We start from the raw sequence: 24,344 nt of genomic DNA, 5'->3' as shown, positions 1-24,344 counted from the left end.
ATCGGCCGCGCACCGGCCGGTCCGGCGGGTCGTCCGCGTTCGCCGGGCGGCGGAACCGGCGCGCCCGGCGGCCCCGGCGACCGGCCGCCCGGTGGCCGGCGCGCGGCTGCCGCCCGACCGTGACCCGACACCTTCAGGAAGACCCCGTACTCTGGGTGCCTGGTCGGAGCCGATCACATCGAGCGTGCGGAGCCAACAGTGGTCATGCGTAGCAGCAGCCCCCTGCCGAGGATGAGCCGACGCGGACGCGTCACGATCGGCGTCCTGGTCGGGGTGTTCGTGCTCTTCACCCTGCTCGGGTGGGGTGTTCAGGCGTGGACGGACTGGCTGTGGTTCGACGAGGTCCGTTACACCCAGATCTTCACCGGCGTGCTGGCCACCCGGTTGCTGCTCTTCCTCGCCGTCGGGCTGGGCATGGCGGTGGTCGTGGGCGGCAACCTCTGGCTCGCCCACCGGCTGCGCCCCCGGATGCGTCCGCACTCGCCCGAGCAGGCCACCCTGGAGCGGTACCGGATGCTGCTGAGCCCCCGGCTCGGCCTGTGGATCGCGGTGGTCGCCGCGGTCGTCGGCCTCTTCGCCGGGCTGAGCGCGCAGAGCCGGTGGAACCAGTGGCTGCTCTTCCGCAACGGCGGCGACTTCGGCGTCAAGGACCCGGAGTTCGGGGTGGACGTCGGCTTCTACGTCTTCCAGCTGCCGTTCTGGCGCTACCTGCTCGGGGTCGGCTTCACCGCGGTGGTGCTCTCGCTGATCGGCGCGCTGGCCGTGCACTACATCTTCGGCGGGGTCCGGCTGCAGGGCGTGGGCGACCGGATGACCAACGCCGCCCGGGCCCACCTGAGCACGCTGGTCGCGGTCTTCGTCCTGCTCAAGGCGATGGCGTACGTGCTGGACCGGCGGGCCATGCTGCTGGAGTACAACGACGGCGCCAACGTCTACGGCGCCGGCTACGCCGACGTCAACGCGCTGCTGCCGGCCAAGGAGATCCTCGCCTACATCTCCGTCGTGGTGGCGATCGCGATCATCGTGTTCTCCAACGCGTGGATGCGGAACCTGGTCTGGCCGGGCATCTCGCTGGCCCTGCTCGGCGTCTCCGCGGTCGCGATCGGTGGCATCTACCCCTGGGCGGTGCAGACCTTCGAGGTCAAGCCGAGCGCCCGGGACAAGGAGGCGCCGTACATCCAGCGCAGCATCGACGCCACCCGCGCCGCCTTCGGGCTGGAGATCACGAAGACCAGCCCGTACGCGGCGAACAACCTCACCCCGCCGCCGAGCCTGACCACCGACACCTCGGTGGTGCCGAACGTCCGGCTGCTCGACCCGCAACTGGTCAGCGAGACCTACACCCAGCTCCAGCAGGTCCGCGGCTTCTACGACTTCGGCCCGAAGCTGGACATCGACCGGTACGGGGTGAACGGCAAGATTCAGGACTACGTGGTCGGCGTCCGGGAGATCAACTACGGCGAGCTGACCGACCAGCAGAGCAACTGGATCAACCGGCACACCGTCTACACCCACGGCTACGGGCTGGTGGCCGCGCCGGCCAACCAGGTGGTCTGCGGCGGCCAGCCGTTCTTCGTCTCCGGCTTCCTCGGCGAGAAGTCGCAGGAGGCGTGCGCCTCGCAGACCGAGCAGATCCCGGCCAGCCAGCCGCGGATCTACTACGGCGAGCGGATGGAGGCCGGCGACTACGCGATCGTCGGCAAGGCCGACCCGGACGCCAACCCCGCCGAGTTCGACCGGCCGGTCGGCGACGGTGGCGACAACGGTCCGGAGTCCTACTACACCTACACCGGTGAGGGTGGCGTCGAGATCGGCTCGTTCACCCGCCGGCTGCTCTACGCGATCAAGGAGCAGGAGTCGAACTTCCTGCTCTCCGAGGCGGTCAACGAGAACTCCAAGCTGCTCTACGTGCGCAACCCGCGGGACCGGGTGGAGAAGGTTGCCCCGTTCCTCACCGTGGACGGCGACCCGTATCCGGCGGTGATCGACGGCCGGGTGCAGTGGATCGTGGACGGCTACACCACGGCCGCGACCTACCCGTACGCCGAGCGGGTCAACCTCCAGCAGGAGACGACCGACGAGCTCACCGGGCGGGGCACCTTCCAGCTGGCCCGGGAGAACGTCAACTACATCCGCAACTCGGTCAAGGCCACCGTCGACGCGTACGACGGCACCGTCCGGCTCTACGAGTTCGACGAGACCGACCCCGTGCTCAAGGCCTGGAACAAGGCCTTCGGCGGGGATCTGGTGCTGCCCAAGGCGCAGATCCCGGTGGAGCTGGCCGAGCACTTCCGCTACCCGGCCGACCTGTTCAAGGTGCAGCGCAACCTGCTCACCAAGTTCCACGTGACCAACCCGGGCGACTTCTACTCGGCGCAGGATTTCTGGCAGGTGCCGAACGTGCCGGACGCGCCGGACAGCGGGCAGAAGCAGCCGCCGTACTACCTGTTCACCCAGTTCCCCGGGCAGGACTCGCCGCGGTTCCAGCTCACCTCCGCGGTCACCCCGAACGGCCGGCAGAACCTGGCCGCGCTGATCTCCGGGTCGTACGTGGACGGGCAGCCGCAGCTGGAGGTGCTGGAGCTGCCGGACCAGACCCGGATCTCCGGCCCGGTGCAGGTGCACCAGCAGATGACCAACAACGCCAACATCCGCCAACAGCTGAACCTGCTCTCCTCCAACCAGGCCCAGGTGCAGTACGGCAACCTGCTCTCGCTGCCGTTCGGCGACGGGATGCTCTACGTCGAGCCGGTCTACGTCAAGAGCAACCAGCAGGACGCGTACCCGCTGCTGCAGAAGGTGCTGCTGTCGTACGGCGACGGCGGCTCCTACGTGGTGCTGGCCGACAACCTCGCCGACGGCATCAAGCAGCTCGTCGAGCAGGGCAAGCGGGCCGCCCAGGGCGCCCCGCCGCCGCCCACCGGCGGCACCCCGCCGCCGCCGACCGGGCCGCCGACCACCCCGCCGGCGCTCACCGGCGAGCTGGCGGAGGCGGCCAACCGGGTCCAGGCCGCGATCACCGAGGTGCGGGCCGCGCAGGCGTCCGGCGACTTCGAGCGGTACGGCCGCGCGCTCAAGGCGCTCGACGAGGCGCTGACCGCGTTCCAGCAGGCCCAGCAGGCGGCCTCGCCGGCGGCCACCCCGACGCCGGGCGGCAGTGCGCCGGCGAGCCCGACCGGCAGCCCGCCGCCCACGCCGAGCGGCGGCTGACCCGCGTACGACGACGCAGCCCCCGGCCCGCGGACCGACTCCGGTCCCGGCGCCGGGGGCTGTGTCGTCCACCCGACCGAATACCCGACCGGGGGCGTGCAACCTGCCGGCGCGTTGCCCCGTCCTGTCTGCAAACACGGCGAGGACCGGGGGGATGCGGGGTCGGGACATGAGAGACGCGCACAGTTTTGACGAGTTCTACCGCAGTACCTCCCGGCGGATGCTCAGGTACGGCTACGCGGTCGCCGGCGACTACACCGAGGCGCAGGACCTGGTGCAGGAGGCGTACGCCCGGGCCTGGCGGCAGTGGGGCAAGCTGGTCACCCATCCGGCGCCCGAGGCCTGGCTGCGCCTGGTGGTGGCCCGGTTGGCCACCGACCGGTGGCGTCGCCTGCACGGCCTACGGGTGGTGCTCAGCCGCACCGGACCACCGGCGTCGGTGCCCGCCCCCAACGAGGACAGCGTGCTCCTGGTGGGCGCGCTGCGTCAGCTGCCGGCCGCCCAGCGGCAGGCCCTCGCCCTGCACTACCTCTTCGACATGTCGGTGGAGGAGATCGCCCGGGAGACGGAGGTGCCGACCGGCACCGTGAAGTCCTGGCTCTCCCGGGGCCGTTCCCGGCTGGCGGCGCTGCTGCCCGGCCACTACCCGGAGCTGGAGGCCAACGATGTCGCGTGAACTGTCCGATCTCTACCGTTCGCTGGCCGACGACGCCGACCGCGGGCGGTTGGCGCTCCCCGAGGTGCTCCGGCGCCGGGCCGACCGTCGGGCCCGGGTCCGGGCCGCCGGCACCGCGCTCGCGGTGGCGGTGCTGGTCGGCGGCGTGGTGACCGGTGCCCGGATGACCCTCTCCGCCGGCCCGGCGCCCGTTCCGCAGCCCGCCGGGACGCCGACGCCGACGGCGGCGGCGACCGCCCCGTCCCCGACCCCGTCGGCGTCGCCGTCGGCACCACCGGCGACGTCGGGTGCCGGCCCGGGCGGTACCCCCTCGGTCGGCGCGGTCGAGCCGCCCACCTCCATCCCCGACCGGGCGTTCTTCACCCTGGCGAAGGCGAATCGCACCGGCCTGGAAACCGCCATCCGGGACACCCTGGCGCTGCCGGAGCTCTGCGACGCCCGCTACCCCAGCGAGGCCGCGGTCGTGCAGAGCCGCAGCCGCAACCTCGCCTACAAGCTGGCCGCCACCCCCGAGGGGCACGTCCCGGACGGCAGCTACGCGCACACCATCACCATCTACCGGTCCGGCCGGGCCGACGACTTCCTCCGGGAACTGCGCCAGGCGGTCCGCGACTGCCCGGAGCGGGAGGGGCAGAGCAACGGCACGCCGGCGACCTCCCGGCAGCGACTGCTCCCGGACAGCGGCTACGGCGACGAGTCGGTGCTGTTCGAGATGCGGGTGGCGGTGCGGGACACCAACGGCGATCCGACCGGCGACGACGAGATCCGCCTGGTCCGGGCGATCCGGGTCGGCGACGTGGTGACCGTGCTGTGGGAGCAGGGCTGGGAGAACACCTCCAGCAAGCGGTCCCAGGTCGACGCCGACAGCCGCCGGGCGGTCGACGCCGTCGAGGCCTGGCTGCGCTGAGCCGGCGACGGACCGGGCCGGCGCGGTCGCCGGCCCGGTCCGCCGGGGTCGAGGCGAAGTCCCAGGTCAGCGGGGGTTGGCGTCGGTGCCTGCCGGGTCGTTTTGCGGCAGCCCCGGGTGGTGCGCTACGGTTGACGAACCGACGCGGGGTGGAGCAGCTCGGTAGCTCGCTGGGCTCATAACCCAGAGGTCGCAGGTTCAAATCCTGTCCCCGCTACCACCCGGAACGGCCCCGAGGAGAATTCCTCGGGGCCGTTCCGCGTTCCGGCCCCCCGTCGGGTCCGGCCACGGTCACCTCCGCTCGCGCCGGATGCCCGCAGAGTCGTGTGGGCGCTCCCGCGGTGCCGCCCGGGCCGGTGGGATCCGGGGGCGGCTGATCATCCGGGCGGGGATGCGATAGAGTAGGTGAGCCGACGCGGGGTGGAGCAGCTCGGTAGCTCGCTGGGCTCATAACCCAGAGGTCGCAGGTTCAAATCCTGTCCCCGCTACTGTCCCGAAGGGCCCCGGATGATCTCCGGGGCCCTTCGGCGTTTCCGTGCCGGCGGCAACGGCCCCGGCGATTCCCGGTCGACCGGCCTGCCGGGCTTGCGGTTCTCGGCGAGGATGTGGGCATGTCTTCTTACGGCAAGTGGTGGGGCCGGCTGAGCGCGGTCCTCGGTGCGGTGGTGCTGTCGGTCTTCGTGCCCGTGGCGGCCTGGGCGTCCACCGGCACCGGTGAGCTGGTGGTGGAGGCCGCCCGACGGCGGCGCGGTGGCGGCTTCGGGTTCCTCGGGCTGCTCTGCTGCCTGGTGGTCGTCGCCGTGATCGTCTATCTGGTGTTCCGGCTGACCCGCAACCGTCGCGGCGGCCCGCCGCGCTGACGGATCCGTAGGGGTCCGCGTCCCCGGCCCCGGACCGCCGGGGCTCAGGCGGCCAGCGCGGCGTTGGCCTGGGCCATGAACCGGGACGTGGCGGCCCCGGCGTCGGCCCGGCCGGAGCGGACGCTCTCGGCGGCGTCGAGCAGCAGCGCGCGGACCCGGGGGTGGCCCGCCGGGGGCGGGCTCGGCGCCGGCCCCAGCCCACCGGCCAGGGCGGCGCCGAAGGCGGCGGCCCGCTGCTCCACCGGGTCGGTGAGGCTGCCCTCGGTGTAGCGGCGGACGGCCAGGCTGGGGCTGAGGCCGCGGTCGTGCCCGAGCACCGCGCCGGCCTCGCCGTTGGTGGTGAGGAAGTTGAGCACGTCCACCACCGCCGCCGGGTGCCGGGTGCCCCGGAAGGCCGCCCAGTACATCGACGCCCGGGCCCACTGGGCGGCCGGTGGCCCGGGGAAGGCCGCCAGGGCCAGCTGGTCCCGGCTCAGCCGCTGCAGCTCGGGCAGCTGGTGGGACCAGGCGAAGGAGGCGGCGGTGGCGCCGGTGACCACGAGCTGCCGGGACGGCTCGTCACTGTCGGCCTGCTCGACCAGGGCGGCGCTCGGCGTGGCCCGGCCCGCGCGGGCCCGCTTCCACAGCGCGAACCACTCGGTCAGCGTGTCGGCGGCGAAGCCGAGCTGCCGGCCCCGGTAGAGCTCGCCGCCCCGGGCGCGCAGCCAGAGCCAGAGCGCCCGGTAGTCGCCGGACGCGTCGACGGTGCCGGCGACCCGCCCGCCGCCGGCCCGGGTGACCTGTTGTGCCCAGGCGACGTACTGGGCCCAGGTCATCCCGGTGCGCGGCTCGGCCACCCGCAGCCGGCGCAGCAGGTCCCGGTTGAACACCAGCGCGGCGGCGGTCTGCGCGGCGGGCACGCCGACCGTCCGCCCGGCCACCTCGCCGTACCGGGCCAGGCCGACGGGCAGGGCGCTCAGGTCCAGCCGCCGGTCGGCGACGTACCCGCCGAGGTCGAGGACGATCTGGCGCTCCGCGTACTCGGTCAGCACGCTGTCGTCGAGCTGGAACAGGTCGGGCGCGTTGCCGCCGGCGGCCTGGGTGGCCAGCCGGTCGTAGTAGCCGGCGCTGCCCTGCCAGGTGATCCGGAAGGTGACCCGGTGGTTGCGCTCGGAGTAGAGCCGCAGGGCCCGTTCGGTGCGCTCGGCCCGGGTGGCGTCGCCCCACCAGAAGACCGACAGCTCGACCGGCCCGTCCTCGGTCCGGGTGGCCTGCTCCCCGGTGCACCCGGTCAGCCCGAGGACCGGGGTGCCCAGCAGCGCGGCGAGCACCCGGCGTCGGCCCGGATCCGCGCCGGGGCGGTGCAGCGGGGAGCGGGCGGCGGGCACGGGGCCTCCTGTGGGGATCGGGCGGCGGATCGGATCATTCACGCAGGCGCGCCGGAGGGTGTCAACGGCCTGTCCGGCCACACCGCCACCCGCCCGGACGTGGGCTTGCCGCCCGCGCCACCGCCCACCGGGCGTACGCAGGCCACATGGTGTACTAGGGCACGTGGAACTTCTGCACTCGGGCAAGGTCCGGGACGTCTACGCCGACGGCGACGACCTGATCCTGGTCGCCTCCGACCGGATCTCCATCTACGACGTGGTGCTGCCGACGCCGATCCCGGACAAGGGCCGACTGCTCACCGCGCTCTCGCTGTGGTGGTTCGAGCAGCTTTCCGACCTGGTGCCCAACCACGTCATCTCCGCCACCGACGTGCCGGCCGAGTTCGCCGGCCGGGCGATCCGTTGCCGGCGGCTGGAGATGGTCCCGGTGGAGTGCGTCGCCCGCGGCTACCTGACCGGCGGTGGCCTGAAGGAGTACCAGCACAGCGGCGCGGTCTCCGGCGTGCCGCTGCCGCGTGGCCTGGTCGAGGCGTCGATCCTGCCCGAGCCGATCTTCACCCCGTCCACCAAGGCGCCGGTGGGGGAGCACGACGAGCCGATCACCTTCGCCGAGGTGGTGGACAAGGTGGGCGCCGAGACCGCGGAGCGGCTGCGGCAGATCACCCTCGACGTCTACCGGCGGGGCGCCGAACTCGCCGCCGACCGGGGCATCCTGGTCGCCGACACCAAGATCGAGCTGGGCTGGGCGGCGGACGGCACGCTGATGATCGGCGACGAGCTGCTCACCTCCGACTCGTCCCGGTTCTGGCCGGCCGAGTCGTACCAGCCGGGGCGCGTCCAGTTCTCCTACGACAAGCAGTACGTCCGGGACTGGGCCACCACCAGCGGCTGGAACAAGCAGGCCCCCGCCCCCGAGGTGCCGGCCGAGGTGGTCGCGGCGACCCGGGCCCGCTACGTCGACGTCTACGAGAAGCTCACCGGCAACCGCTGGGACTGAGCGGCGCTCACTCCACCCAGTCGAGGGTGCGCCGCACCGCCTTGCGCCAGCTGCGCAGCTCGCGGTCGCGGTGCTCCGGGTCCATCGCCGGGGCCCACTCCGCGTCCGAGCGCCACTGCTCGCGCAGGGTCGCCAGGTCCGGCCAGAAGCCGACCGCGAGGCCGGCCGCGTACGCGGCGCCGAGGCAGGTGGTCTCGGTGATCCGGGACCGGATCACCGGCACGTCGAGCACGTCGGCGAGGAACTGCATGAGCAGCCCGTTGGCGGTCATCCCGCCGTCCACCCGCAGCCGGCGCAGCGCCACGTCCGAGTCGGCGTTCATCGCGTCCACCACCTCGCGGGTCTGCCAGGCCGAGGCCTCCAGCGCCGCGCGGGCCAGGTGCCCCTTGGTGATGTAGCCGGTCAGCCCGGCGATCACCCCGCGCGCGTCGCTGCGCCAGTGCGGGGCGAACAGCCCGGAGAAGGCCGGGACCACGTAGCAGCCGCCGTTGTCGTCGACCGTGCCGGCCAGCTCCTCGACCTGGGCGGCGGTGGAGATCAGCCCGAGGTTGTCCCGCAGCCACTGCACCAGCGAGCCGGTGACCGCGATCGCCCCCTCCAGCGCGTACGCGGCGGGTTGCCCGTCGATCCGGTAGGCGACCGTGGTGAGCAGGCCGTGCGCCGACGTGACCGGGCTGGCGCCGGTGTTGAGCAGCAGGAAGCTGCCGGTGCCGTAGGTGCACTTGGCCTCGCCCGGCTGGAAGCAGGTCTGCCCGAACAGGGCCGCCTGCTGGTCGCCGAGCGCGCTGGCCACCGGCACCCCGGCGAGCACCCCGGTGCCCTCCCCGTAGACCTCGGCGGAGCTGCGGATCTCCGGCAGCATGGCGGCCGGCACGCCCATCGCGTCGAGCAACTCCGGGTCCCAGTCCAGGGTGGTCAGGTCCATCAGCATGGTGCGGCTGGCGTTGGTCACGTCGGTGACGTGCCGGCCGGTCAGCTTCCAGATCAGCCAGCTGTCCATGGTGCCGAAGAGCACCTCGCCGGCCTCGGCGCGCTCGCGCAGCCCGTCCACGTGCTCCAGCAGCCAGCGCAGCTTGGGGCCGGCGAAGTAGGTGGCCAGCGGCAAACCGGTGCGGGCCCGGAACCGCTCCTCGCCGTGGGCCTGCGCCAGCCCGCGCAGCAGCGGGCCGGTGCGGGTGTCCTGCCAGACGATCGCGTTGGCCACCGGGCGGCCGGTGGCCCGGTCCCAGACCACGGTGGTCTCCCGCTGGTTGGTGATCCCGACCGCGGCCAGCCCGGCGGCGTCGGTGCCGGCGGCCTGCAGCGCCTCCCGGACCACCTGCTCGACGTTGTCCCAGATCTCCTCGGCGTCGTGCTCCACCCAGCCCGGCTGCGGGAAGAGCTGCCGGTGCTCGCGCTGCGCCACGGAGACGATCTCCCCGGCCCGGTCGAAGACGATGCACCGCGAGGAGGTGGTGCCCTGATCGATGGCGGCGACGTACTCTCCGGTCACGGCAGCACCGTACCCGGCCGGGCGTCCGGCCGCCGCCCGGCGCCCGCCGCGTCCGTCGGCACCGGGCCGGTGATGATCCGTACGATGTGCAGACGTGCGTGACATCGCCGTGTTCAGCGGAACCGCCCATCCCCAACTCGCCGCCGAGATCTGCGCCCACCTCGGTGTCCCCCTGCACCCGGTGCGGGTGTCCCGGTTCGCCAACGACTGCCTGGAAGTGCAGTTGCAGGCCAACTGCCGGGAGCGGGACGTCTTCCTGATCCAGCCGTTGGTGCCGCCGGTGCAGGAGCACCTGGTGGAACTGCTGCTCATGATCGACGCCGCCCGGGGCGCCTCGGCCGGCCGGATCACCGTGGTGCTGCCGCACTACGCGTACGCCCGGTCGGACAAGAAGGACGCGCCGCGGATCTCGATCGGCGGCCGGCTGGTGGCCGACCTGCTCACCTCGGCCGGCGCCGACCGGGTGCTGGCGATGACCCTGCACTCCCCGCAGGTGCACGGCTTCTTCAGCGTGCCCGTCGACCACCTGCACGCGCTGCGCGAACTCGCCGCCCACTTCAGCCGGTACGACCTGGGCAACACCGTGGTCGTCTCGCCGGACCTGGGCAACGCCAAGGAGGCGGCGGCCTTCGCCCGGCGGCTCGGCACCCCGGTGGCGGCCGGGGCGAAGCAGCGGTTCAGCGACGACCGGGTCAAGATCAGCGCGGTGATCGGGGACGTGGCGGACCGGGACGTGATCGTGCTGGACGACGAGATCGCCAAGGGCAGCACGGTGGTCGAGCTGATGGAGCACCTGCGCGGGCTCAAGGTGCGCTCGATCCGGCTGGCCTGCACGCACGGCCTCTTCTCCAGCGGGGCGCTCGACCGGCTGGGCGCGCAGGAGGGGGTGCTGGAGATCGTCTGCACCAACACGGTGCCGATCCCGGCGGAGAAGCGGGTGCCGAAGCTGAAGGTGCTCTCGGTGGCGCCGGCGTTGGCCGAGGCGATGCGCCGGATCCACAACGGCGAGTCGGTCAGCGCCCTCTTCGGCTGACGGTCAGTCGCGGCGGTGGCGGCCGGCGTGCTGGTGGGCACCGACCGCCGCGCTGATCCGTACCGTCGTGCCGGCGGCGCCGGTCTCGACCTCCATGCTGTCGCTGAGTTCCCGGGCCAGCCAGAGTCCCCAACCGCCGGCGGTGTCCGGCGCGGGCCGGCTCCGGTCCGCCAGCCGCCGGGCACTGATCCCGTGACCGCGGTCGGAGACCTCGCAGACCAGTTGCCCGGGCTGGCGCCACAGCCGCAGCGAGCCGTGCCCGCCGCCGTGCCGGACCGCGTTGGTGATCAGCTCGTTGACCGCGAGCACGAAGTCGTCCAGCCGCTGCCCGGAAAGCCCGGCGGCGTGCGCGCAGGAGGTGACCGAGTGCCGTAGCTCGGTCACCTGAGCCTGGTCGAAGGCTTCGGCGATCAGGAGGGAGGGTTCGATGGGCACAACCGTACGCGGTACCGGGGGATCAACGTTCGGCATGGACCCGTCCCGACAGCGCAGCTCGGAGTTATTCGCGGCATTTCCACCGTACGTCAGGGTTTCCCGGGGCGCATCAGCCGGGGTCGCGGGCGGCCTGCGGCGCTGTGGCATCGTGGCCTCCGTGCCGTCCCCACCCGGTGGTTTCGAGGTCCCGCTCTGGCGGGCCGTCGCGGTGTTCCGGGTCGCCTCTCTCGCGTACGTCTGCGTGGTGGTGCTCCGCGACGCGCACCGGTACGCCCACCCGCTCGCCGCGGCCGGGGTGGTCCTGGTGATGGCGGCCTGGACCGCGGTCACCGCGGTCGGGTACGCCCGCCCGCGGTGGCGGGGGTGGCCGCTGCTCCTGGCCGACCTCGGCGTCGTCCTCGGGATCCTGCTGGTCACTCCCTGGGTGGTCGGGCGCGCGGCGCTCGCCGCCGGGGTGACCACCCTGGCCGTGGCCTGGCTGGGCGGGCCGGTGCTGGCCTGGGCGGTCTCCGGGGGGCGGCGCCGGGGCGTCGTGGCCGCCCTGGTCCTCGGTGCCGCCGACCTGGCGACCCGGGGGATGGTCACCCCGTCGGCGCTCAACGGCGCGATCCTGATGCTGCTCGCCGGCGTGGTGGTGGGGCACGTGGCCCGGCTCGCGGTGACCGCCGAGGAGCGGCTGCACCGGGCGGTCGAGCTGGAGGCCGCGACCCGGGAACGGGAGCGGCTGGCCCGGGACATCCACGACTCGGTGCTCCAGGTGCTGGCCCTGGTGCAGCGGCGCGGCGCGCACCTGGACGGCGAGGCCGGCGAGTTGGCCCGGCTCGCCGGGGAGCAGGAGGCGGCGCTGCGGGCGCTCATCGCCGGGGCCGGCCCGGCCCCGGCCGCCACCGACGACGGTCCGCTGGATCTGCGCGCGCTGCTCGGCCGGTACGCCTCGGCGACGGTGTCGCTCTCGGCGCCGGCCACCCCGGTGCCGCTGCCCGGGCCGGTGGCCCGTGAGGTGGCTGCCGCCACGGCCGCCGCGCTGGACAACGTCGAGCGGCACGCGGGCGGCCGGGCCTGGGTGCTGGTCGAGGACGAGGGGACCACGGTGACGGTGTCGGTCCGCGACGAGGGGCCCGGGTTCCCGGCCGGCCGGCTGGCAGAGGCGGCGGAGCAGGGGCGGCTCGGGGTGGCCCGGTCCATCCGGGGCCGCCTGGCCGACCTCGGCGGCACCGTACGGATCACCTCGGCCCCGGGCGCCGGCACCGAGGTGGAGCTGACCGTGCCCCGGGCGCGTCGGTGAGCGCGAGGAGTGAGCCGGGTCGGCGAGCCCCGCAGTCGCCGAACGAAGGTGTCACCGTGAGCGTGGACAGGGGGGAGTGCCGGACGTGGCGCGGGTGATGGTGGTGGACGACCACCCGATGTGGCGTGAGGGGGTGGCCCGGGACCTGACCGAGGCCGGTCACCTGGTGGTGGCCACCAGCGGCGAGGGACGGCAGGCGGTACGCGTCGCCGCGGCCGCCCGGCCCGACGTGGTGGTGCTCGACCTGCAACTGCCGGACATCTCCGGCGTCGAGGTGATCCGGGGGCTGCGCGCGGTGCTGCCCGGGGTGCGGGTGCTGATGCTCTCGGCCAGCGGCGAGGCGCAGAGCGTGCTGGACGCGGTCAAGGCCGGCGCCACCGGCTACCTGGTGAAGTCCGCCGCGCCGGCCGAGTTCCTGGACGCGGTGCGCCGGACCGCCGCCGGTGAGCCGGTCTTCACCCCCGGCCTGGCCGGGCTGGTGCTCGGCGAGTACCGGCGGCTGGCGGCCGAGCCGACCGGGTCCGCCCCGGCGGGCTCCGGCACGCCGGGCCGGGACGGCGCGACGCCCCGGCTCACCGACCGGGAGACCGAGGTGCTGCGGCTGGTGGCCAAGGGGATGTCGTACAAGCAGATCGCCGAGCGGCTCGGGCTCTCCCACCGGACGGTGCAGAACCACGTGCAGAACACGCTGGGCAAGCTCCAGCTGCACAACCGGGTGGAGCTGACCCGGTACGCGATCGAGCGCGGGCTGGACGACTGACTCAGACCGAGTGCGGCGGGCGCGTCTCGTGGATGGCCAGCTCCTCCGCGCTGGCCCCACCGCCGGCCGACCCGGCGTCGTAGGCGACCGAGTCGGTCTCCTGGTCGGTGTGCGCCCCCTCGTCCGGTTCGACCAGCCGTCCCACCGAGGTGTCGGCGACGGTGCCCAGCCGGCCGTGGTCGTAGATCGAGACCGGCGACTTCGGGTCCGAGGTCGGTCCCGGGTCGATGATGTCCGCGTCGAGTTGCGCCTGCGCCGCCTGTTCCCGGCTGTCCGCCTCGGCGGCGATGTCCGGGTCGACCGGGCCGGCCAGCGGATCGTCCACCGGACGTTCGAAGGACTCCCGGCTCAGCTTGTAGTCGAGCGACTCGCCGTCGAGCTGCTCCTCGGCCGTGGTCCCGAACCGGTCCACCGCCACCGGGTCCCGGTCCCCGGGCAGCTGCGCCGGCTCCGGACCGTCCGCTTCCCGGCCGGTCAGGACGTCGTCCTTCGCGGTGGAGTCGTCGTCGGCGGTGTCGGGCAGGCCCTCCGCCTCGGGATCGGACACGGGGGTCGGGTACTCGTCGTCGCGCATGGCTGACCACTACCCACTCCCGGCACCCCCGTAACCGCCACCACCGGCTCCGCTGCCGGTCACCGGCTCGAATCGGGGACGCGGGGGGACGAAACGCCCGGCCATCCCGGCCGGCGGGGCGTCAGCCGCGTGCCGCGGCCTCGTCGTCGGGATGCAGGACGCACCAGACGACCTTGCCGTCGGGCAACCGGCTGCTGCCCCAACGGCGGGCCACGGTGTCGATGAGCAGCAGACCCCGGCCGCCGGTCGAGGTCAGCGGGGCCAGCCCGGCGTACGCCGGCTGCCGCGCCGAGTGGTCCCGGACCGCCAGGTGCAGCTCGCTGTCGCGGGGAGCCAGCCGGACCGTCATCGGGGTCCGCGCGTGGGCCACCACGTTGTTGACCATCTCGGTGACCGCGATGCAGCCCGGCTCGACCAGCCCCGGCACCCCCCACCGACGGCAGCCGTCGGTGACCAGCTGCCGGGCCTGCCGCGCGGCACCGACCGTGGGCGGCAGGTCGGCGGTGAGCACCGCGGCCATCGGCGCGGCGGCCAGCGCGGCCACCGCCCCGTCCAGGGTCGGCCAGGCGGGCACCCCGGCCACCGTGCCGGACGGGTCGTGGAGCAGCAGGTCGGCGGCGGGCCAGTCGAGCACCTCCCGGCGCACCTCGGCGAAGACCTGACCGGCCGCCGGCTCGGTCACCCGCAGGCCGGAGAGGTCGGCCACCACCGGACCGGGCCGGTCGCCGAGCCGGGCGAGCAGCGCGTCGCGCACGGTGTCGACCCCGGACGGGTCCAGCACGCCGGTCACCCGGACCACGGCGGACGACTCGTCCGTCTCCACCAGGCAACGCACGTCGGTCGGCATAATCGCCCTATTGTGCATGCCCGCTGCGGACCCCGCATCCGGCCGGCCGGTCGGGTTCATCAGCGGTCCGTCCGGGTCCGTCGGGCCATCGCCGCGACCGTGCCCACCGCCGTTCCGGCGGCCGCCAGCCCGAACGCCGCGGTCATCCGCACCAGCTGCCGCCGCCGGCCGTGCCAGCCCCCCTCGCGGCGGGCCGTGCCGTCGGGTTCGAAGAGGTTGCCGCTGCTGTCCCCGCGGGCCGCCGGCCCGAACTGGGTGCGGTGGGCGTACCAGCCGAGCGTCCGCTCGACCAGCGCCGGGGCGAGCCGCCACTGCAGGCCGATCAGCCGGGCGGCGCCGCCGGCGTACGCCTCCCGGCGCGGCCGGCGCAGCATCCGGACGATCGTCTCGGCGACCACCTCCGGCGGGTAGACCGGAGGCGGCGGCACCAGCTCCCGCCCGGAGTGGTTGGCGGTGTGCCGGTAGAACGGGGTGTCGATGGTCGCCGGCAGCACGGTGCAGATCGAGATGTTGCCCCGGCCGGTGACCCGCAGCTCCTGGCGGACCGTGTCGGCCAGGCCGCGGATGCCGTGCTTGGTGACGTTGTAGGCGGACTGGTACGGCATCGCCACCTCGGCCAGCACCGAGGCATTGTTGACCAGCACGCCGCCGCCGGCCGCACCCAGGTGCGGCAGCGCGGCCCGGGTGCCGTACACCGCGCCGAGCAGGTTCACCTCCAGCACCCGGCGGAACTCCTGCACCGGGATCTCGTCGAACAGGCCCACCGCGCTGACCGCCGCGTTGTTGACCCAGCCGTCGATCCGCCCGAACTCGGCGACCGCGCGGGCGGCCAACCGCTCCATCTCGGCCGGGTCGGTGACGTCGGTCGGTACGACCAGCGCCCGCCCGCCCAGGTCGCGACAGTTGCGGGCGACCTGGTGCAGGGCGGTCTCGGTGCGGGCGGCCAGCACCACGGCGGCGCCCCGGCGGGCGAGGGCGTACGCCGTCGCGGTGCCGATCCCGCTGGAGGCTCCAGTGATCACCACGGTGGCGTCGGCGAGGCGGCGGGTCAGCGGCATTCCTGGCCGGTACCCCGGCTGGCAGGGGTCATGCGACCGATTTCGGTCGGATCGCCGTCGGCGCGGCCGGTCCGGCCCGCGCTGTCCCGCCGTCCGAGCGGGGCGTACCGGGCCGGCGGACACTTGCCGCCGCGCAACTACCCGCCGGCCTCTTCCCGATCTGCCAGGTTTCGGCTCCCGAGCCCCGGGTTAATGGGACCCTCTGACCGGAGGACCACCGCTGGAAGAAATCGCATGGAGGTGACCCATGCGCGTCGGCCTCGTCTGCGCGCACGCCGGCCCGTCCAGCCACCTCGACGGCCCGGCCGTCGGCACCCACCAGCACATCGCGCGGGTCGCTGCCGAACTGGCCGCGCGCGGCCACGACGTCCGGCTCTACGAACGCCGGGACGACCCCGCGCTGCCGGAGACCGCCGAGCTGCACGGCTACCGGGTCGAGCGGGTGCCGGTCGGGCCGGCCGCCGCGCTGCCCACCGGCGAACTGGTCCCGTACGTCGCCGAGTTCGGTCGCTGGCTGGCCGACCGCTGGTCGGCCGACTGGACCCCGGACGTGGTGCACGGGCACTACTGGATCGGCGGGCTGGCCGCGGCGCACGCGGTGCGGGAGACCGACATCCCGGTGGTGCAGACCTTCCACTCGCTCGGCGTGGAGCAGCTGCGCCACCTCGGCCAGCAGTACGGCGGCCCGGGCGAGCGGATCCCGCTGGAGCGCGCGCTGACCCGGGCGGTGGACATCGCAGTCGCCCAGTGCAACGACGAGGTCGACGAGCTGACCCGGATGGGCCTGCAACGCACCTCGGTGGCGATGGTGCCGGCCGGGGTCGACATCGAGCAGTTCCACCCGGACGGCGAGGCCGCCCCGCGCGACCAGCGGGCCCGGATCCTCTCCGTCGGCGGGCTCTCGCCCGGGCACGGCCAGGACGACCTGATCCAGGCGATGCGGCTGGTCGGCGACGCCGAACTGGTCATCGCCGGGGGCCCGCCGGCCGAGCAGTTGGCCAACCACGCCGAGGCCCGCCGGCTGCGGGAGCTGGCCGACCGCAACGGGGTCGGCGAGCAGGTGAAGCTGGTCGGCGCGGTGCCGCACGACCAGATGGCCACCTGGTACCGCTCGGCCGACGTGGTGGCCTGCACCCCGCACTACTCCTCGGCCGGGCGGGTGTCGCTGGAGGCGATGGCCTGCGGCGTGCCGGTGGTCGGCTACGCGATGGGCGGCATCGCCGACGCGGTGGTCGACGAGGTCACCGGCCGGCTGGTGCCGCCGGGCGACGTGCGGACGCTGGGCGTGACGCTGCGCCGGCTGCTCGCCGACAACGCCGGCCGGTTCGCGTACGGGCACGCCGCGGTCGACCGGGTGCGGTGCAGCTACACCTGGGAGCGGACGGCGGGCGCGCTGGAGCGCCTCTACGAGCGGGTGGTCCGCCGCCGCAAGCCGGTCGAGGCGGCCTGACGGATTCCGGTCCCGGTTCTCCGGGCCGGGTCAGCCGGCGCGACCGGCGCCGACCATGGCCCGCTGCCGGTCCCCGGCGACCGCGTGGTGGTGCTGCGGCTCGGCGTAGCGGGTCAGCCCGATCACCGCGGCCAGGGTGACCAGGAAGCCGGTCGCGGCCAGCCACTCCCGGCCGGGCCAGATCTTGTCGTTGAGCAGCAGCAGGCCGACGATCGCCGCGGGCACCGCCCCGGCCGCGTCCATCGCCGCCACCGCCGCCGTGGTGGAGCCGCGCTGCATGGCCAGGCCGAGCAGCAGCTGGCCGACCACGGAGTGCGCGATCAGCAGGTAGAGCAGCGGGTTGCCGAGGAACGCCTCGGCGGTCGGCGCGGAGGCCAGCGGCCGCGCCGCCACCGCGGCGGCGGAGAACGCCAGCCCGGCCAGCGAGCCGAGCGCCACCGAACCGGGCGCGCCGTGCAGCCGCACCGCGAAGAAGCCGAGCGCCGCGATCACCCCGAGCGCCACCAGCAGGGCCACCGTGCCGGCCGTACCGAGCTGCCGGGACGGCGCCGGCCGGGCGGAAAGCACCAGCGCGGTGATCCCGCCGAAGAGCAGCACCAGCAGCACCACCTCGGCCACCGGTAGTCGCCACTTCAGCAGCAGCACGCCGAGCAGCGCGGTCACCCCGAGCCCGGCCGCGACGCTGGCCTGGACCAGGAACAGCGGCAGGTCCCGTCGGGCCAGGAAGGCCAGCACGAACCCGGCCACCTGGCAGAGCAGCCCGACCAGGTAGGTGCGGTGCCCGGCCAGCCGCAGCAGCAGGCCGGGATCGAAGGTGTGGTGCACCGTGGTGCGGGCGGCCGCGACCGACTGGAGCAGATTGGCGATGCCGTACGCGACGATCATCGACGCAAGGAAGCACCAGCCGGAGGAGGACATCTGGCGAGGATAGAGGCTGGCCGCTGTCAGTGCTCGATTGGCCGAGCCAGCCGGGCGAGGATGTCGGCGTGCAGCGCGCCGTTGCTGGCCACCGCGCTGTTCTCGGCGTCGGTGCGGCCCGCCGGGGCCGGCGTGCCGGCCAGGTCGGTGAAGGTGCCGCCCGCCTCGGTGACGATCGGCACCAGCGCGGCGATGTCCCACAGCGACAGCTCCGGCTCCACCATCACGTCCAGCGCGCCCTCGGCGAGCAGCATGTACCCGTAGAAGTCGCCGTACGCCCGGCTGCGCCAGCTGTCCCGCATGATGCCGAGCATGGCGTCCAGCCGGCCGTTGGCCGTCCACCCGTCCAGCGAGGAGTAGCAGAAGCTGGCGTCGACGAGCTGCCGCACCCCGGAGACCCGGATCGGGGCGCCGCCGTCGGCGTCCGGCCCGGCGTAGGCGCCCGCGCCGCGCGCCGCCCACCAGCGGCGGCCCAGCGCCGGGGCGGAGACCAGCCCGACGACCGGCCGGCCGCCCTCCAGCAGGGCGATCAGGGTGGCCCAGATCGGCACCCCCCGGATGTAGTTCTTGGTGCCGTCGATCGGGTCGACCACCCACTGCCGGTCGTCCGGGCCGGTCGGCGGCGCCTCGCCGTACTCCTCGCCGAGCAGGCCGTCTTCCGGGCGGTGCTCGGCGAGCAACGCGCGGATCGCCCGCTCCACGGCGGTGTCCGCGTCGGAGACCGGGGTCAGGTCGGGCTTCGCCTCGACCCGCAGGTCGAGCGCGCGGAACCGGGCCGTGGAGACCGCGTCGGCGGCGTCCGCGAGCAGGTGGGCGAGGGCGAGATCATCGGCGTACCCGGTCATGTGCGCAACCTAGTCGATCCGTGAATCACCCGGCGGCGGGCGGCTCGCCGCGGTGCTCGGGCTCGCCGCGCGGGTCGCCCTCGCCGGCCCGCGAGGCCAGCAGCCGGCGGTACGACGCCAGCCGGCGCGGGTCGGCCTTGCCCGCCGCGACCCAGGCGTCCAGCCCGCAGTCCGGCGCGTCGGCGGTGTGCGGGCAGTTGGCCGGGCAGTCCGCCGTCCCCTCCACCAGGTCGGGGAAGCCGTGCAGCAGGCTGTCGGCGGAGACGTGCGCCAGCCCGAAGCTGCGTACCCCGGGGGTGTCGATGATCCATCCCGCGGCGTCAGCGCCGCCCGGCGCCAGCGGCAGCCGCAGTGCCACCGCGCTGGTCGAGGTGTGCCGCCCCCGGCCGATCGCGCTGACCGTGCCGACCGCCCGGGCGGCCTCCGGCACCAGCCGGTTCACCAGCGTCGACTTGCCCACCCCGGAGTGCCCCACCATGACCGAGACCCGCCCGGCGAGCAGGCTGCGCAGGGCGTTGAGGTCGGAGTCCGGGCGGATCAGCACGTACGGCAGTTCCAGCTCGGCGTAGTAGCCGAGCACCGCGTCGGGACCGGCCAGGTCGGCCTTGGTCAGGCAGAGCAGCGGCTCGATGTCGGCGTCGTACGCGGCCACCAGGCAGCGGTCGATGAACCCGGTGCGCGGCGGCGGGTCGGCCAGCGCGCTGACGATCACCAGCTGGTCGGCGTTGGCCACCACCACCCGTTCCAGCCGCCCCTCGGCGGTGGTCGCGTCGTCCTCCGCGGTGCGCCGCAGCACCGAGCGGCGCTCGGTGATCCGGACGATCCGGGCCAGCGCGCCGGCCGTGCCGGAGGTGTCCCCGACCAGGCTGACCCGGTCGCCGACCACCACCGACTTGCGTCCCAGCTCGCGGGCCCGCATGGCGGTCACCGGGTGCGCGTCGGCGCCGGTGTCCGGTAGCAGCACGCAGGTGTAGCGGCCCCGGTCGACGGCGATGACGAAGCCGTCCACCGCGTCGGCGTGCCGGGGGCGGGTGCGGGTACGCGGGCGCGAGGACTTCCCGGGCCGGACCCGTACGTCGTCCTCGTCGTACTCCCGCCGCCTGGTCGCCAGGACCCGTCCCCTCTACCCGTCAGCTCTTGCCGGTCACCACTGCTGACCATAGTGCCGGGAACTCGGGCATCGTCTTCGAGGTACACGCCACGTCGTCCAACTCGATGCCCGGCACGGCGAGCCCGGCGACCGCGGCGGCGTGCGCCATCCGGTGGTCGGCGTAGGTGCGGAACGTCCCGCCGCGCAGCGGGCGCGGCCGGATCTCCAGCCCGTCCCGGGACTCGGTGAGGTCGGCGCCGAGCGCGGCGAACTCCCGTGCCAGCGCGGCGATCCGGTCGGTCTCGTGGCCGCGGATGTGCGCCACCCCGGTGAACCGGGACGGCGAGTCGGCCAGCATCGCCAGCGCGGTCAGCGCCGGGGTCAGCTCGCTGACGTCGGAGAGGTCGGCCTCGATGCCGTGCACCGTGCCGGTGCCGCGCACGGTCAGCCCGGCGGTGGAGAGCGTCACCTCGCCACCCATCCGCTGCAGCAGCGAGCGGAGCTGCTCGACCGGCTGGGCGCTGCTGCGCGGCCAGCCCTGCAGCGTCACCTCGCCGCCGGTGACCAGGGCGGCGGCGAAGAACGGTACCGCGCCGGAGAGATCCGGCTCGATCGTCCAGCCGCGCCCGGTGAGCGGGCCCGGCTCGACCGCCCAGACGTCGGGGGTGGCGTCGTCCACCGCGGCGCCGGCGGCGCGCAGCATCTGCACCGTCATCCGCAGGTGCGGCGCGGAGGGCACCGGCGGGCCGACGTGCCGGACCACCACGCCCCGGTCGAAGCGCGGGGCGGCCAGCAGCAGCCCGGAGACCAGCTGGCTGGAGGCGGAGGCGTCGATGACCACCTCGCCACCGGTGACCCGGCCGGCGCCGAGCACGGTCAGCGGCAGGCTGCCGGTGGGCGGGGTGTCGATCCGTACCCCGAGCGAGCGCAGCGCGCCGATCAGCGGGCCGAGCGGGCGGATCCGGGCCTGCGGGTCGCCGTCGAAGGTGATCCGCCCGTCGGCCAGCCCGGCCACCGGCGGGACGAAGCGCATCACCGTGCCGGCCAGGCCGACGTCGACGTGGGCCGGGCCGACCAGCCGGTGCGGCCGCACCAGCCAGCGGTCGTCGTCGCTGATCGACATGTGCGCGCCCATCGCCCGCAGCCCGGCGGCCATCAGCTCGGTGTCCCGGGCCCGCAGCGGCCCGGCCAGCGTCGACGGCCCGCTGGCCAGCGCGCTGAGCACCAGGGCGCGGGCGGTCATCGACTTGGAGCCGGGCAGCCGCACGCTGGCCGCGACCGGGTCGGAGGCGGTCGGTGCGGTCCACGGCTGCAGCGGCCGGGTCGCGGTCAGGTTCCCCACGGTTACATTCTGCCGTGTCCGGCGGTCGGCGGCGCCGGCCGACCCGGGAGCTCCCGGTTGGCGGGACAGCCGAGCGGCCGCCGGCGGGTTAGCGTGTGCGACATGTGCGGGAGGTACGCGACGACCCGGAGCGCGGGTGACCTGAGCGCGCTGTTCGAGTCGTACGACGACACCGACGGCCGGCTCGCCCCCGACCACAACGTGGCGCCGACCGACCCGGTGCCGCTGGTCCGGGTCACCCCCGAGGGGCACCGCGCGCTGTCGGTCGGCCGGTGGGGCCTGGTGCCGCCCTGGTCCCGGTCGCCGGCCGGGGCCGCCCGCATGATCAACGCCCGGTCGGAGACGGTCGCCACCAGCCGGGCGTACGCCGGCGCCTTCGCCCGCCGCCGCTGCCTCGTCCCCGCCGACGGCTGGTACGAGTGGGTCCGCTCGGCGGGCGCCGGGAAGCAGGCCTACTACATGACCCCGCTCGACGGCTCGGTGCTCGCCTTCGCCGGCATCTGGTCGGTCTGGGACGGGCCCACCGGGCCGCTGCTGACCTGCAGCGTGCTGACCACCGCCGCGCGCGGCGAGCTGGCCGAGGTGCACGAGCGGATGCCGCTGCTGCTGCCCCGGGAGCGCTGGGCGGGGTGGCTGGCCCCGGGTGGCGAGCCGGACGCGCTGCTCACCCCGCCGCCGCTGGACTGGCTCGGCGGGCTGGAGATCCGGCCGGTGGGGCCGGCGGTCGGCGACGTCCGTAACGACGGTCCGGAGCTGACCGCCCGGGTGCCGGTGGCGCGGGCCGCCGAGCCGGAGGAACTGACACTTTTCTGACAGCGTCAACGACATTGTCGCCGACTGATTTGCCAGTGTTGCGGGTGAAACGTCGCCTGAATATTCGGCCGACTTTACGGCAGAGTCTTGTCCCCGTGTCCGGAAGTGCGATACAACACAGCGCCGGTGGTGGGTGTCGATCCGCACGGGGTGGACGACGCCCATCGATCTTGCCGGTCCCACGGGGGAGGTGGGTGGATGACACGGGCACGTATGCCCCGCCCGCACGAGGTGGCCGCCGCACGACGAGATCCGCGACTGCTGCGGGCGTTGCGGGAGCGGCGACAGGACGACGCATGGCGGACCAGAGGAACCTGCCAGAGCGTCGATCCGGAAACGTTCTTTCCGGCGCCCAACGAGCCGGCGGACGCCGCCGTCGCCCTCTGCCGCAGCTGCGATGTGCAGGGCTCCTGCCTGGCCTGGGCGCTGGAGGTGGGTGACTGCCACGGGGTGTGGGGCGGCACCACCCCGCGCGAACGCCGGGCCATGCTGGTCGCCTGGCGCTCGGAGGTGCAGCCGGATCCGGACGCCGCCGACGAGGCCGGGCCGCCGGTGCGGGACCGCCTGCTCACCCTGGTGCCGCTGAGCTGACCGCCGACTGAGTCGACCGCGACCGGCCCGTGAACCACGGGCCGGTCGCTCGTCGTACCGCCGGGCGGTTCGGGCGGGAGTGCGCGGCCCGGCGGCGGCGCGGGGCGCAGAATGGGCCGGTGCCGACCAGCGAAGAGATCGCCACCCCACGGGGCCCGGCCCGGGTGGAGACCGACCTGCCCGCCGGGCCGCCGGTCGCCCTGCTGGTGCTCGGGCACGGTGCCGGCGGCGGCGTCGACGCACCGGACCTGCTGGCCCTCCGCGACGCGGCGGTCGGCGCCGGGCTGGTGGTGTCCCGGGTGACGCAGCCCTACCGGGTCGCCGGTCGGCGCGCGCCGGCCCCGGCCGGCCACCTCGACGAGGCGTGGAGCGCGGTGCTGGCCGCGCTGCGCGACCGGCATCCCGGCGTACCGCTGCTGGTGGGCGGCCGGTCCAGCGGCGCGCGGGTGGCCTGCCGCACCGCGCGGGCGGTGGCCGCCGCCGGCGTGGTGGCGCTGGCGTTTCCGCTGCACCCGCCCGGGCGGCCGGAGCGGTCCCGGGCGGCGGAGTTGGCGACCGGCCTGCCGACGCTGGTGGTCAACGGCGATCGCGACCCGTTCGGGGTGCCCGCACCCGGGCCGGCGGTACGCGTGGTGACCCGTCCGGGACAGCGGCACGACCTGCGTGGCGATCCGGCCGGGACGGCCGCCGTGGTGCTCGACTGGCTGCGCGGGCGGGGCTGGGCGCGGGCCTGACCGGGCCGCCCGGCGCGCCGGACGGGCCGTTTCCGGCGGCGGCGGCGGGTCGTTGCACCGGTTGGTGCCGTTCGCCCGGTTCGGGCGGCGGCACCGGTCCTCCCAGGCCCTTCCTGGTCCCAGCGTCGGCCCCTGGCCGGGGCCGGGGCCAGGAACGGGGACCGGGGTCGGAATGATCCGGCCGGCGGTTCGCGTTGCACCCCCCGGACGACATTTCTGGCGAGAGGGGTGACCGGTGCCGACCGAGACACGGGCCCGGGAGCGGGACGAGCGGGACGCACGGCGGCTGCGGCAACTGCTGGGCGGCCCGGACTGGCCCGCGGCGGTGCCGCCGGCCGGTTCGGCGGTGGTGAGCACCGGCACACCCGACGGAAGTGAATCTGCCGGTACGTCCGTGCGCGTATCCTCGGCGGGTAAGCATCCGACGCGAGGGGATGTGCGGTTGACCACCGAGAAGACGGACGAGCGCAGGGCCCGCTTCGAGCGGGACGCGATGCCCTTCGTCGATCAGCTCTACGCTGCCGGGCTGCGGATGACCCGCAATCCGGCGGATGCCGAGGACCTGGTCCAGGAGACGTACCTGAAGGCGTACGCCGCCTTCCACCAGTTCGAGCAGGGCACCAACCTGAAGGCCTGGCTCTACCGGATCCTGACCAACACCTACATCAACTCCTACCGCCGCCGGCAGCGCCAGCCGATCCAGGCGCCGACCGACGAGATCACCGACTGGCAGCTGGCCGAGGCCGAGTCGCACACCTCCAGCGGGTTGCGCTCGGCGGAGACCGAGGCGCTGGACCGGCTGCCGGACAGCGACGTCAAGGAAGCCCTCCAGCAGCTGCCGGAGGAGTTCCGCCTGGCGGTCTACCTCACCGACGTCGAGGGCTTCTCCTACAAGGAGGTCGCCGACATCATGGGCACGCCGATCGGCACGGTGATGTCGCGGTTGCACCGCGGCCGTCGTAATCTGCGCAAGCTGCTCGAGCAGTACGCGGCCGAGCGGGGTTTCAGCTCCGCCTCGTCGTCGAAGGGCTCGACCGCTGCCGCCGGCCGGGAGGTGTGA

The 24,344-nt window shown here is 74.5% G+C and carries 21 protein-coding genes, 2 tRNA genes and 2 pseudogenes; 15 read left to right on the top strand and 10 right to left on the bottom strand.

Annotated elements, in window-relative coordinates; genetic code table 11:
- Window positions 1–204: 204 nt before the first annotated feature.
- From AC1WTP_RS02160 to AC1WTP_RS02135, 6 genes are all read left to right on the top strand, one after another.
- On the top strand, window positions 205–3,210 hold the full coding sequence (locus AC1WTP_RS02160) for a UPF0182 family membrane protein (protein WP_481647549.1): 3,006 nt from the start codon (window positions 205–207) through the stop codon (window positions 3,208–3,210).
- Window positions 3,211–3,379: 169 nt separating this feature from the next.
- On the top strand, window positions 3,380–3,886 hold the full coding sequence (locus AC1WTP_RS02155) for a SigE family RNA polymerase sigma factor (RefSeq protein WP_481647548.1): 507 nt from the start codon (window positions 3,380–3,382) through the stop codon (window positions 3,884–3,886).
- The gene (locus AC1WTP_RS02150; protein ID WP_481647547.1) at window positions 3,876–4,793 is read left to right on the top strand and encodes a hypothetical protein; all 918 of its coding nucleotides are present in this window, start codon (window positions 3,876–3,878) and stop codon (window positions 4,791–4,793) included. The genes AC1WTP_RS02155 and AC1WTP_RS02150 overlap by 11 nt, the downstream gene beginning before the upstream one ends.
- Before the next feature lie 143 nt (window positions 4,794–4,936).
- A tRNA-Met gene (locus tag AC1WTP_RS02145) sits at window positions 4,937–5,013 on the top strand.
- A 194-nt stretch (window positions 5,014–5,207) separates the two neighbouring features.
- A tRNA-Met gene (locus tag AC1WTP_RS02140) sits at window positions 5,208–5,281 on the top strand.
- A gap of 123 nt (window positions 5,282–5,404) precedes the next feature.
- Complete coding sequence (locus AC1WTP_RS02135; protein WP_481647546.1) at window positions 5,405–5,653, top strand: hypothetical protein; 249 nt, start codon at window positions 5,405–5,407, stop codon at window positions 5,651–5,653.
- 44 nt (window positions 5,654–5,697) lie between these two features.
- Here AC1WTP_RS02135 and AC1WTP_RS02130 read toward each other — a convergent pair whose 3' ends face one another.
- Window positions 5,698–7,020: an ABC transporter substrate-binding protein gene (locus AC1WTP_RS02130; RefSeq protein ID WP_481647545.1), complete on the bottom strand. Its 1,323-nt coding sequence runs from the start codon at window positions 7,018–7,020 to the stop codon at window positions 5,698–5,700.
- Window positions 7,021–7,183: 163 nt separating this feature from the next.
- On the opposite strand from AC1WTP_RS02130, the gene AC1WTP_RS02125 reads away from it, so the two are divergent.
- Entirely contained in the window at window positions 7,184–8,017 is an 834-nt protein-coding gene (locus AC1WTP_RS02125; RefSeq protein WP_481647544.1) for a phosphoribosylaminoimidazolesuccinocarboxamide synthase, read from the top strand.
- Window positions 8,018–8,024: 7 nt separating this feature from the next.
- Here the strand turns inward: AC1WTP_RS02125 and glpK are convergent, their stop codons facing one another.
- Window positions 8,025–9,509, bottom strand: coding sequence for a glycerol kinase GlpK (gene glpK, locus AC1WTP_RS02120; RefSeq protein ID WP_481647543.1), 1,485 nt, complete (start codon window positions 9,507–9,509; stop codon window positions 8,025–8,027).
- Window positions 9,510–9,603: 94 nt separating this feature from the next.
- Between glpK and AC1WTP_RS02115 the strand changes: the two genes are divergently transcribed.
- Window positions 9,604–10,542 (top strand): ribose-phosphate diphosphokinase, encoded by a 939-nt coding sequence (locus AC1WTP_RS02115; RefSeq protein ID WP_481647542.1) that lies wholly within the window; start codon window positions 9,604–9,606, stop codon window positions 10,540–10,542.
- Between the two features lie 3 nt (window positions 10,543–10,545).
- On the opposite strand, the gene AC1WTP_RS02110 is transcribed toward AC1WTP_RS02115, so the two are convergent.
- Entirely contained in the window at window positions 10,546–11,013 is a 468-nt protein-coding gene (locus tag AC1WTP_RS02110) for an ATP-binding protein (RefSeq protein WP_481647541.1), read from the bottom strand.
- 121 nt (window positions 11,014–11,134) lie between these two features.
- Between AC1WTP_RS02110 and macS the strand changes: the two genes are divergently transcribed.
- Together macS and AC1WTP_RS02100 are read left to right on the top strand one after the other, a co-directional pair.
- Window positions 11,135–12,262 carry a MacS family sensor histidine kinase gene (macS, locus tag AC1WTP_RS02105; protein ID WP_481647540.1) on the top strand — a complete coding sequence of 376 codons (1,128 nt, stop codon included), beginning with the start codon at window positions 11,135–11,137 and terminating at the stop codon, window positions 12,260–12,262.
- A gap of 97 nt (window positions 12,263–12,359) precedes the next feature.
- Window positions 12,360–13,022, top strand: a complete 663-nt coding sequence (locus AC1WTP_RS02100) for a response regulator (RefSeq protein ID WP_481647666.1) — start codon at window positions 12,360–12,362, stop codon at window positions 13,020–13,022.
- Window position 13,023: 1 nt separating this feature from the next.
- Here the strand turns inward: AC1WTP_RS02100 and AC1WTP_RS02095 are convergent, their stop codons facing one another.
- The 3 genes from AC1WTP_RS02095 to AC1WTP_RS02085 form a co-directional block, all read right to left on the bottom strand.
- Window positions 13,024–13,596 (bottom strand): DUF5709 domain-containing protein, encoded by a 573-nt coding sequence (locus AC1WTP_RS02095; RefSeq protein ID WP_481647539.1) that lies wholly within the window; start codon window positions 13,594–13,596, stop codon window positions 13,024–13,026.
- Between the two features lie 121 nt (window positions 13,597–13,717).
- Window positions 13,718–14,443 carry an ATP-binding protein gene (locus AC1WTP_RS02090; protein WP_481647538.1) on the bottom strand — a complete coding sequence of 242 codons (726 nt, stop codon included), beginning with the start codon at window positions 14,441–14,443 and terminating at the stop codon, window positions 13,718–13,720.
- Between the two features lie 59 nt (window positions 14,444–14,502).
- Entirely contained in the window at window positions 14,503–15,501 is a 999-nt protein-coding gene (locus tag AC1WTP_RS02085; RefSeq protein ID WP_481647537.1) for an SDR family oxidoreductase, read from the bottom strand.
- Window positions 15,502–15,748: 247 nt separating this feature from the next.
- Between AC1WTP_RS02085 and AC1WTP_RS02080 the strand changes: the two genes are divergently transcribed.
- Window positions 15,749–16,951 carry a glycosyltransferase gene (locus AC1WTP_RS02080; RefSeq protein WP_481647536.1) on the top strand — a complete coding sequence of 401 codons (1,203 nt, stop codon included), beginning with the start codon at window positions 15,749–15,751 and terminating at the stop codon, window positions 16,949–16,951.
- Here the strand turns inward: AC1WTP_RS02080 and AC1WTP_RS02075 are convergent.
- The 4 genes and pseudogenes from AC1WTP_RS02075 to aroA form a co-directional block, all read right to left on the bottom strand.
- A pseudogene (locus AC1WTP_RS02075) lies at window positions 16,906–17,836 on the bottom strand (hypothetical protein). The gene AC1WTP_RS02080 and the pseudogene AC1WTP_RS02075 overlap by 46 nt on opposite strands.
- 59 nt (window positions 17,837–17,895) lie before the next feature.
- Window positions 17,896–18,714, bottom strand: coding sequence for a histidinol-phosphatase (gene hisN / locus AC1WTP_RS02070; RefSeq protein ID WP_481647535.1), 819 nt, complete (start codon window positions 18,712–18,714; stop codon window positions 17,896–17,898).
- A gap of 25 nt (window positions 18,715–18,739) precedes the next feature.
- The gene (gene rsgA / locus AC1WTP_RS02065) at window positions 18,740–19,723 is read right to left on the bottom strand and encodes a ribosome small subunit-dependent GTPase A (protein WP_481647534.1); all 984 of its coding nucleotides are present in this window, start codon (window positions 19,721–19,723) and stop codon (window positions 18,740–18,742) included.
- A gap of 121 nt (window positions 19,724–19,844) precedes the next feature.
- Complete coding sequence (aroA, locus tag AC1WTP_RS02060) at window positions 19,845–21,146, bottom strand: 3-phosphoshikimate 1-carboxyvinyltransferase (protein ID WP_481647533.1); 1,302 nt, start codon at window positions 21,144–21,146, stop codon at window positions 19,845–19,847.
- Between the two features lie 102 nt (window positions 21,147–21,248).
- Between aroA and AC1WTP_RS02055 the strand changes: the two genes are divergently transcribed.
- The 4 genes and pseudogenes from AC1WTP_RS02055 to AC1WTP_RS02040 all read left to right on the top strand — a co-directional run bounded on the left by AC1WTP_RS02055 (window position 21,249) and on the right by AC1WTP_RS02040 (window position 24,344).
- The gene (locus tag AC1WTP_RS02055) at window positions 21,249–21,959 is read left to right on the top strand and encodes an SOS response-associated peptidase (protein WP_481647532.1); all 711 of its coding nucleotides are present in this window, start codon (window positions 21,249–21,251) and stop codon (window positions 21,957–21,959) included.
- A 198-nt stretch (window positions 21,960–22,157) separates the two neighbouring features.
- On the top strand, window positions 22,158–22,550 hold the full coding sequence (locus AC1WTP_RS02050; protein ID WP_481647531.1) for a WhiB family transcriptional regulator: 393 nt from the start codon (window positions 22,158–22,160) through the stop codon (window positions 22,548–22,550).
- Window positions 22,551–22,669: 119 nt separating this feature from the next.
- A pseudogene (locus tag AC1WTP_RS02045) lies at window positions 22,670–23,306 on the top strand (alpha/beta hydrolase family protein); the annotation flags it as partial.
- Window positions 23,307–23,519: 213 nt separating this feature from the next.
- Entirely contained in the window at window positions 23,520–24,344 is an 825-nt protein-coding gene (locus AC1WTP_RS02040; RefSeq protein ID WP_481647530.1) for a sigma-70 family RNA polymerase sigma factor, read from the top strand.

This window comes from Micromonospora sp. R311, from assembly GCF_056780015.1.
This window is presented reverse-complemented; position numbering and strand designations above follow the sequence as displayed.

Excerpts from the sequence above, each read along its gene's own strand:
- AC1WTP_RS02155 (WP_481647548.1), top strand. The coding sequence starts at position 3,380 with ATGAGAGACGCGCACAGTTTTGACGAGTTCTACCGCAGTACCTCCCGG.
- AC1WTP_RS02055 (WP_481647532.1), top strand. The coding sequence starts at position 21,249 with ATGTGCGGGAGGTACGCGACGACCCGGAGCGCGGGTGACCTGAGCGCG.
- AC1WTP_RS02110 (WP_481647541.1), bottom strand. The coding sequence starts at position 11,013 with ATGCCGAACGTTGATCCCCCGGTACCGCGTACGGTTGTGCCCATCGAA.
- AC1WTP_RS02095 (WP_481647539.1), bottom strand. The coding sequence starts at position 13,596 with ATGCGCGACGACGAGTACCCGACCCCCGTGTCCGATCCCGAGGCGGAG.
- AC1WTP_RS02080 (WP_481647536.1), top strand. The coding sequence starts at position 15,749 with ATGCGCGTCGGCCTCGTCTGCGCGCACGCCGGCCCGTCCAGCCACCTC.
- AC1WTP_RS02100 (WP_481647666.1), top strand. The coding sequence starts at position 12,360 with ATGGTGGTGGACGACCACCCGATGTGGCGTGAGGGGGTGGCCCGGGAC.
- AC1WTP_RS02085 (WP_481647537.1), bottom strand. The coding sequence starts at position 15,501 with ATGCCGCTGACCCGCCGCCTCGCCGACGCCACCGTGGTGATCACTGGA.
- AC1WTP_RS02135 (WP_481647546.1), top strand. The coding sequence starts at position 5,405 with ATGTCTTCTTACGGCAAGTGGTGGGGCCGGCTGAGCGCGGTCCTCGGT.
- AC1WTP_RS02160 (WP_481647549.1), top strand. The coding sequence starts at position 205 with ATGCGTAGCAGCAGCCCCCTGCCGAGGATGAGCCGACGCGGACGCGTC.
- AC1WTP_RS02050 (WP_481647531.1), top strand. The coding sequence starts at position 22,158 with ATGACACGGGCACGTATGCCCCGCCCGCACGAGGTGGCCGCCGCACGA.
- AC1WTP_RS02090 (WP_481647538.1), bottom strand. The coding sequence starts at position 14,443 with ATGCCGACCGACGTGCGTTGCCTGGTGGAGACGGACGAGTCGTCCGCC.
- hisN (WP_481647535.1), bottom strand. The coding sequence starts at position 18,714 with ATGACCGGGTACGCCGATGATCTCGCCCTCGCCCACCTGCTCGCGGAC.
- AC1WTP_RS02150 (WP_481647547.1), top strand. The coding sequence starts at position 3,876 with ATGTCGCGTGAACTGTCCGATCTCTACCGTTCGCTGGCCGACGACGCC.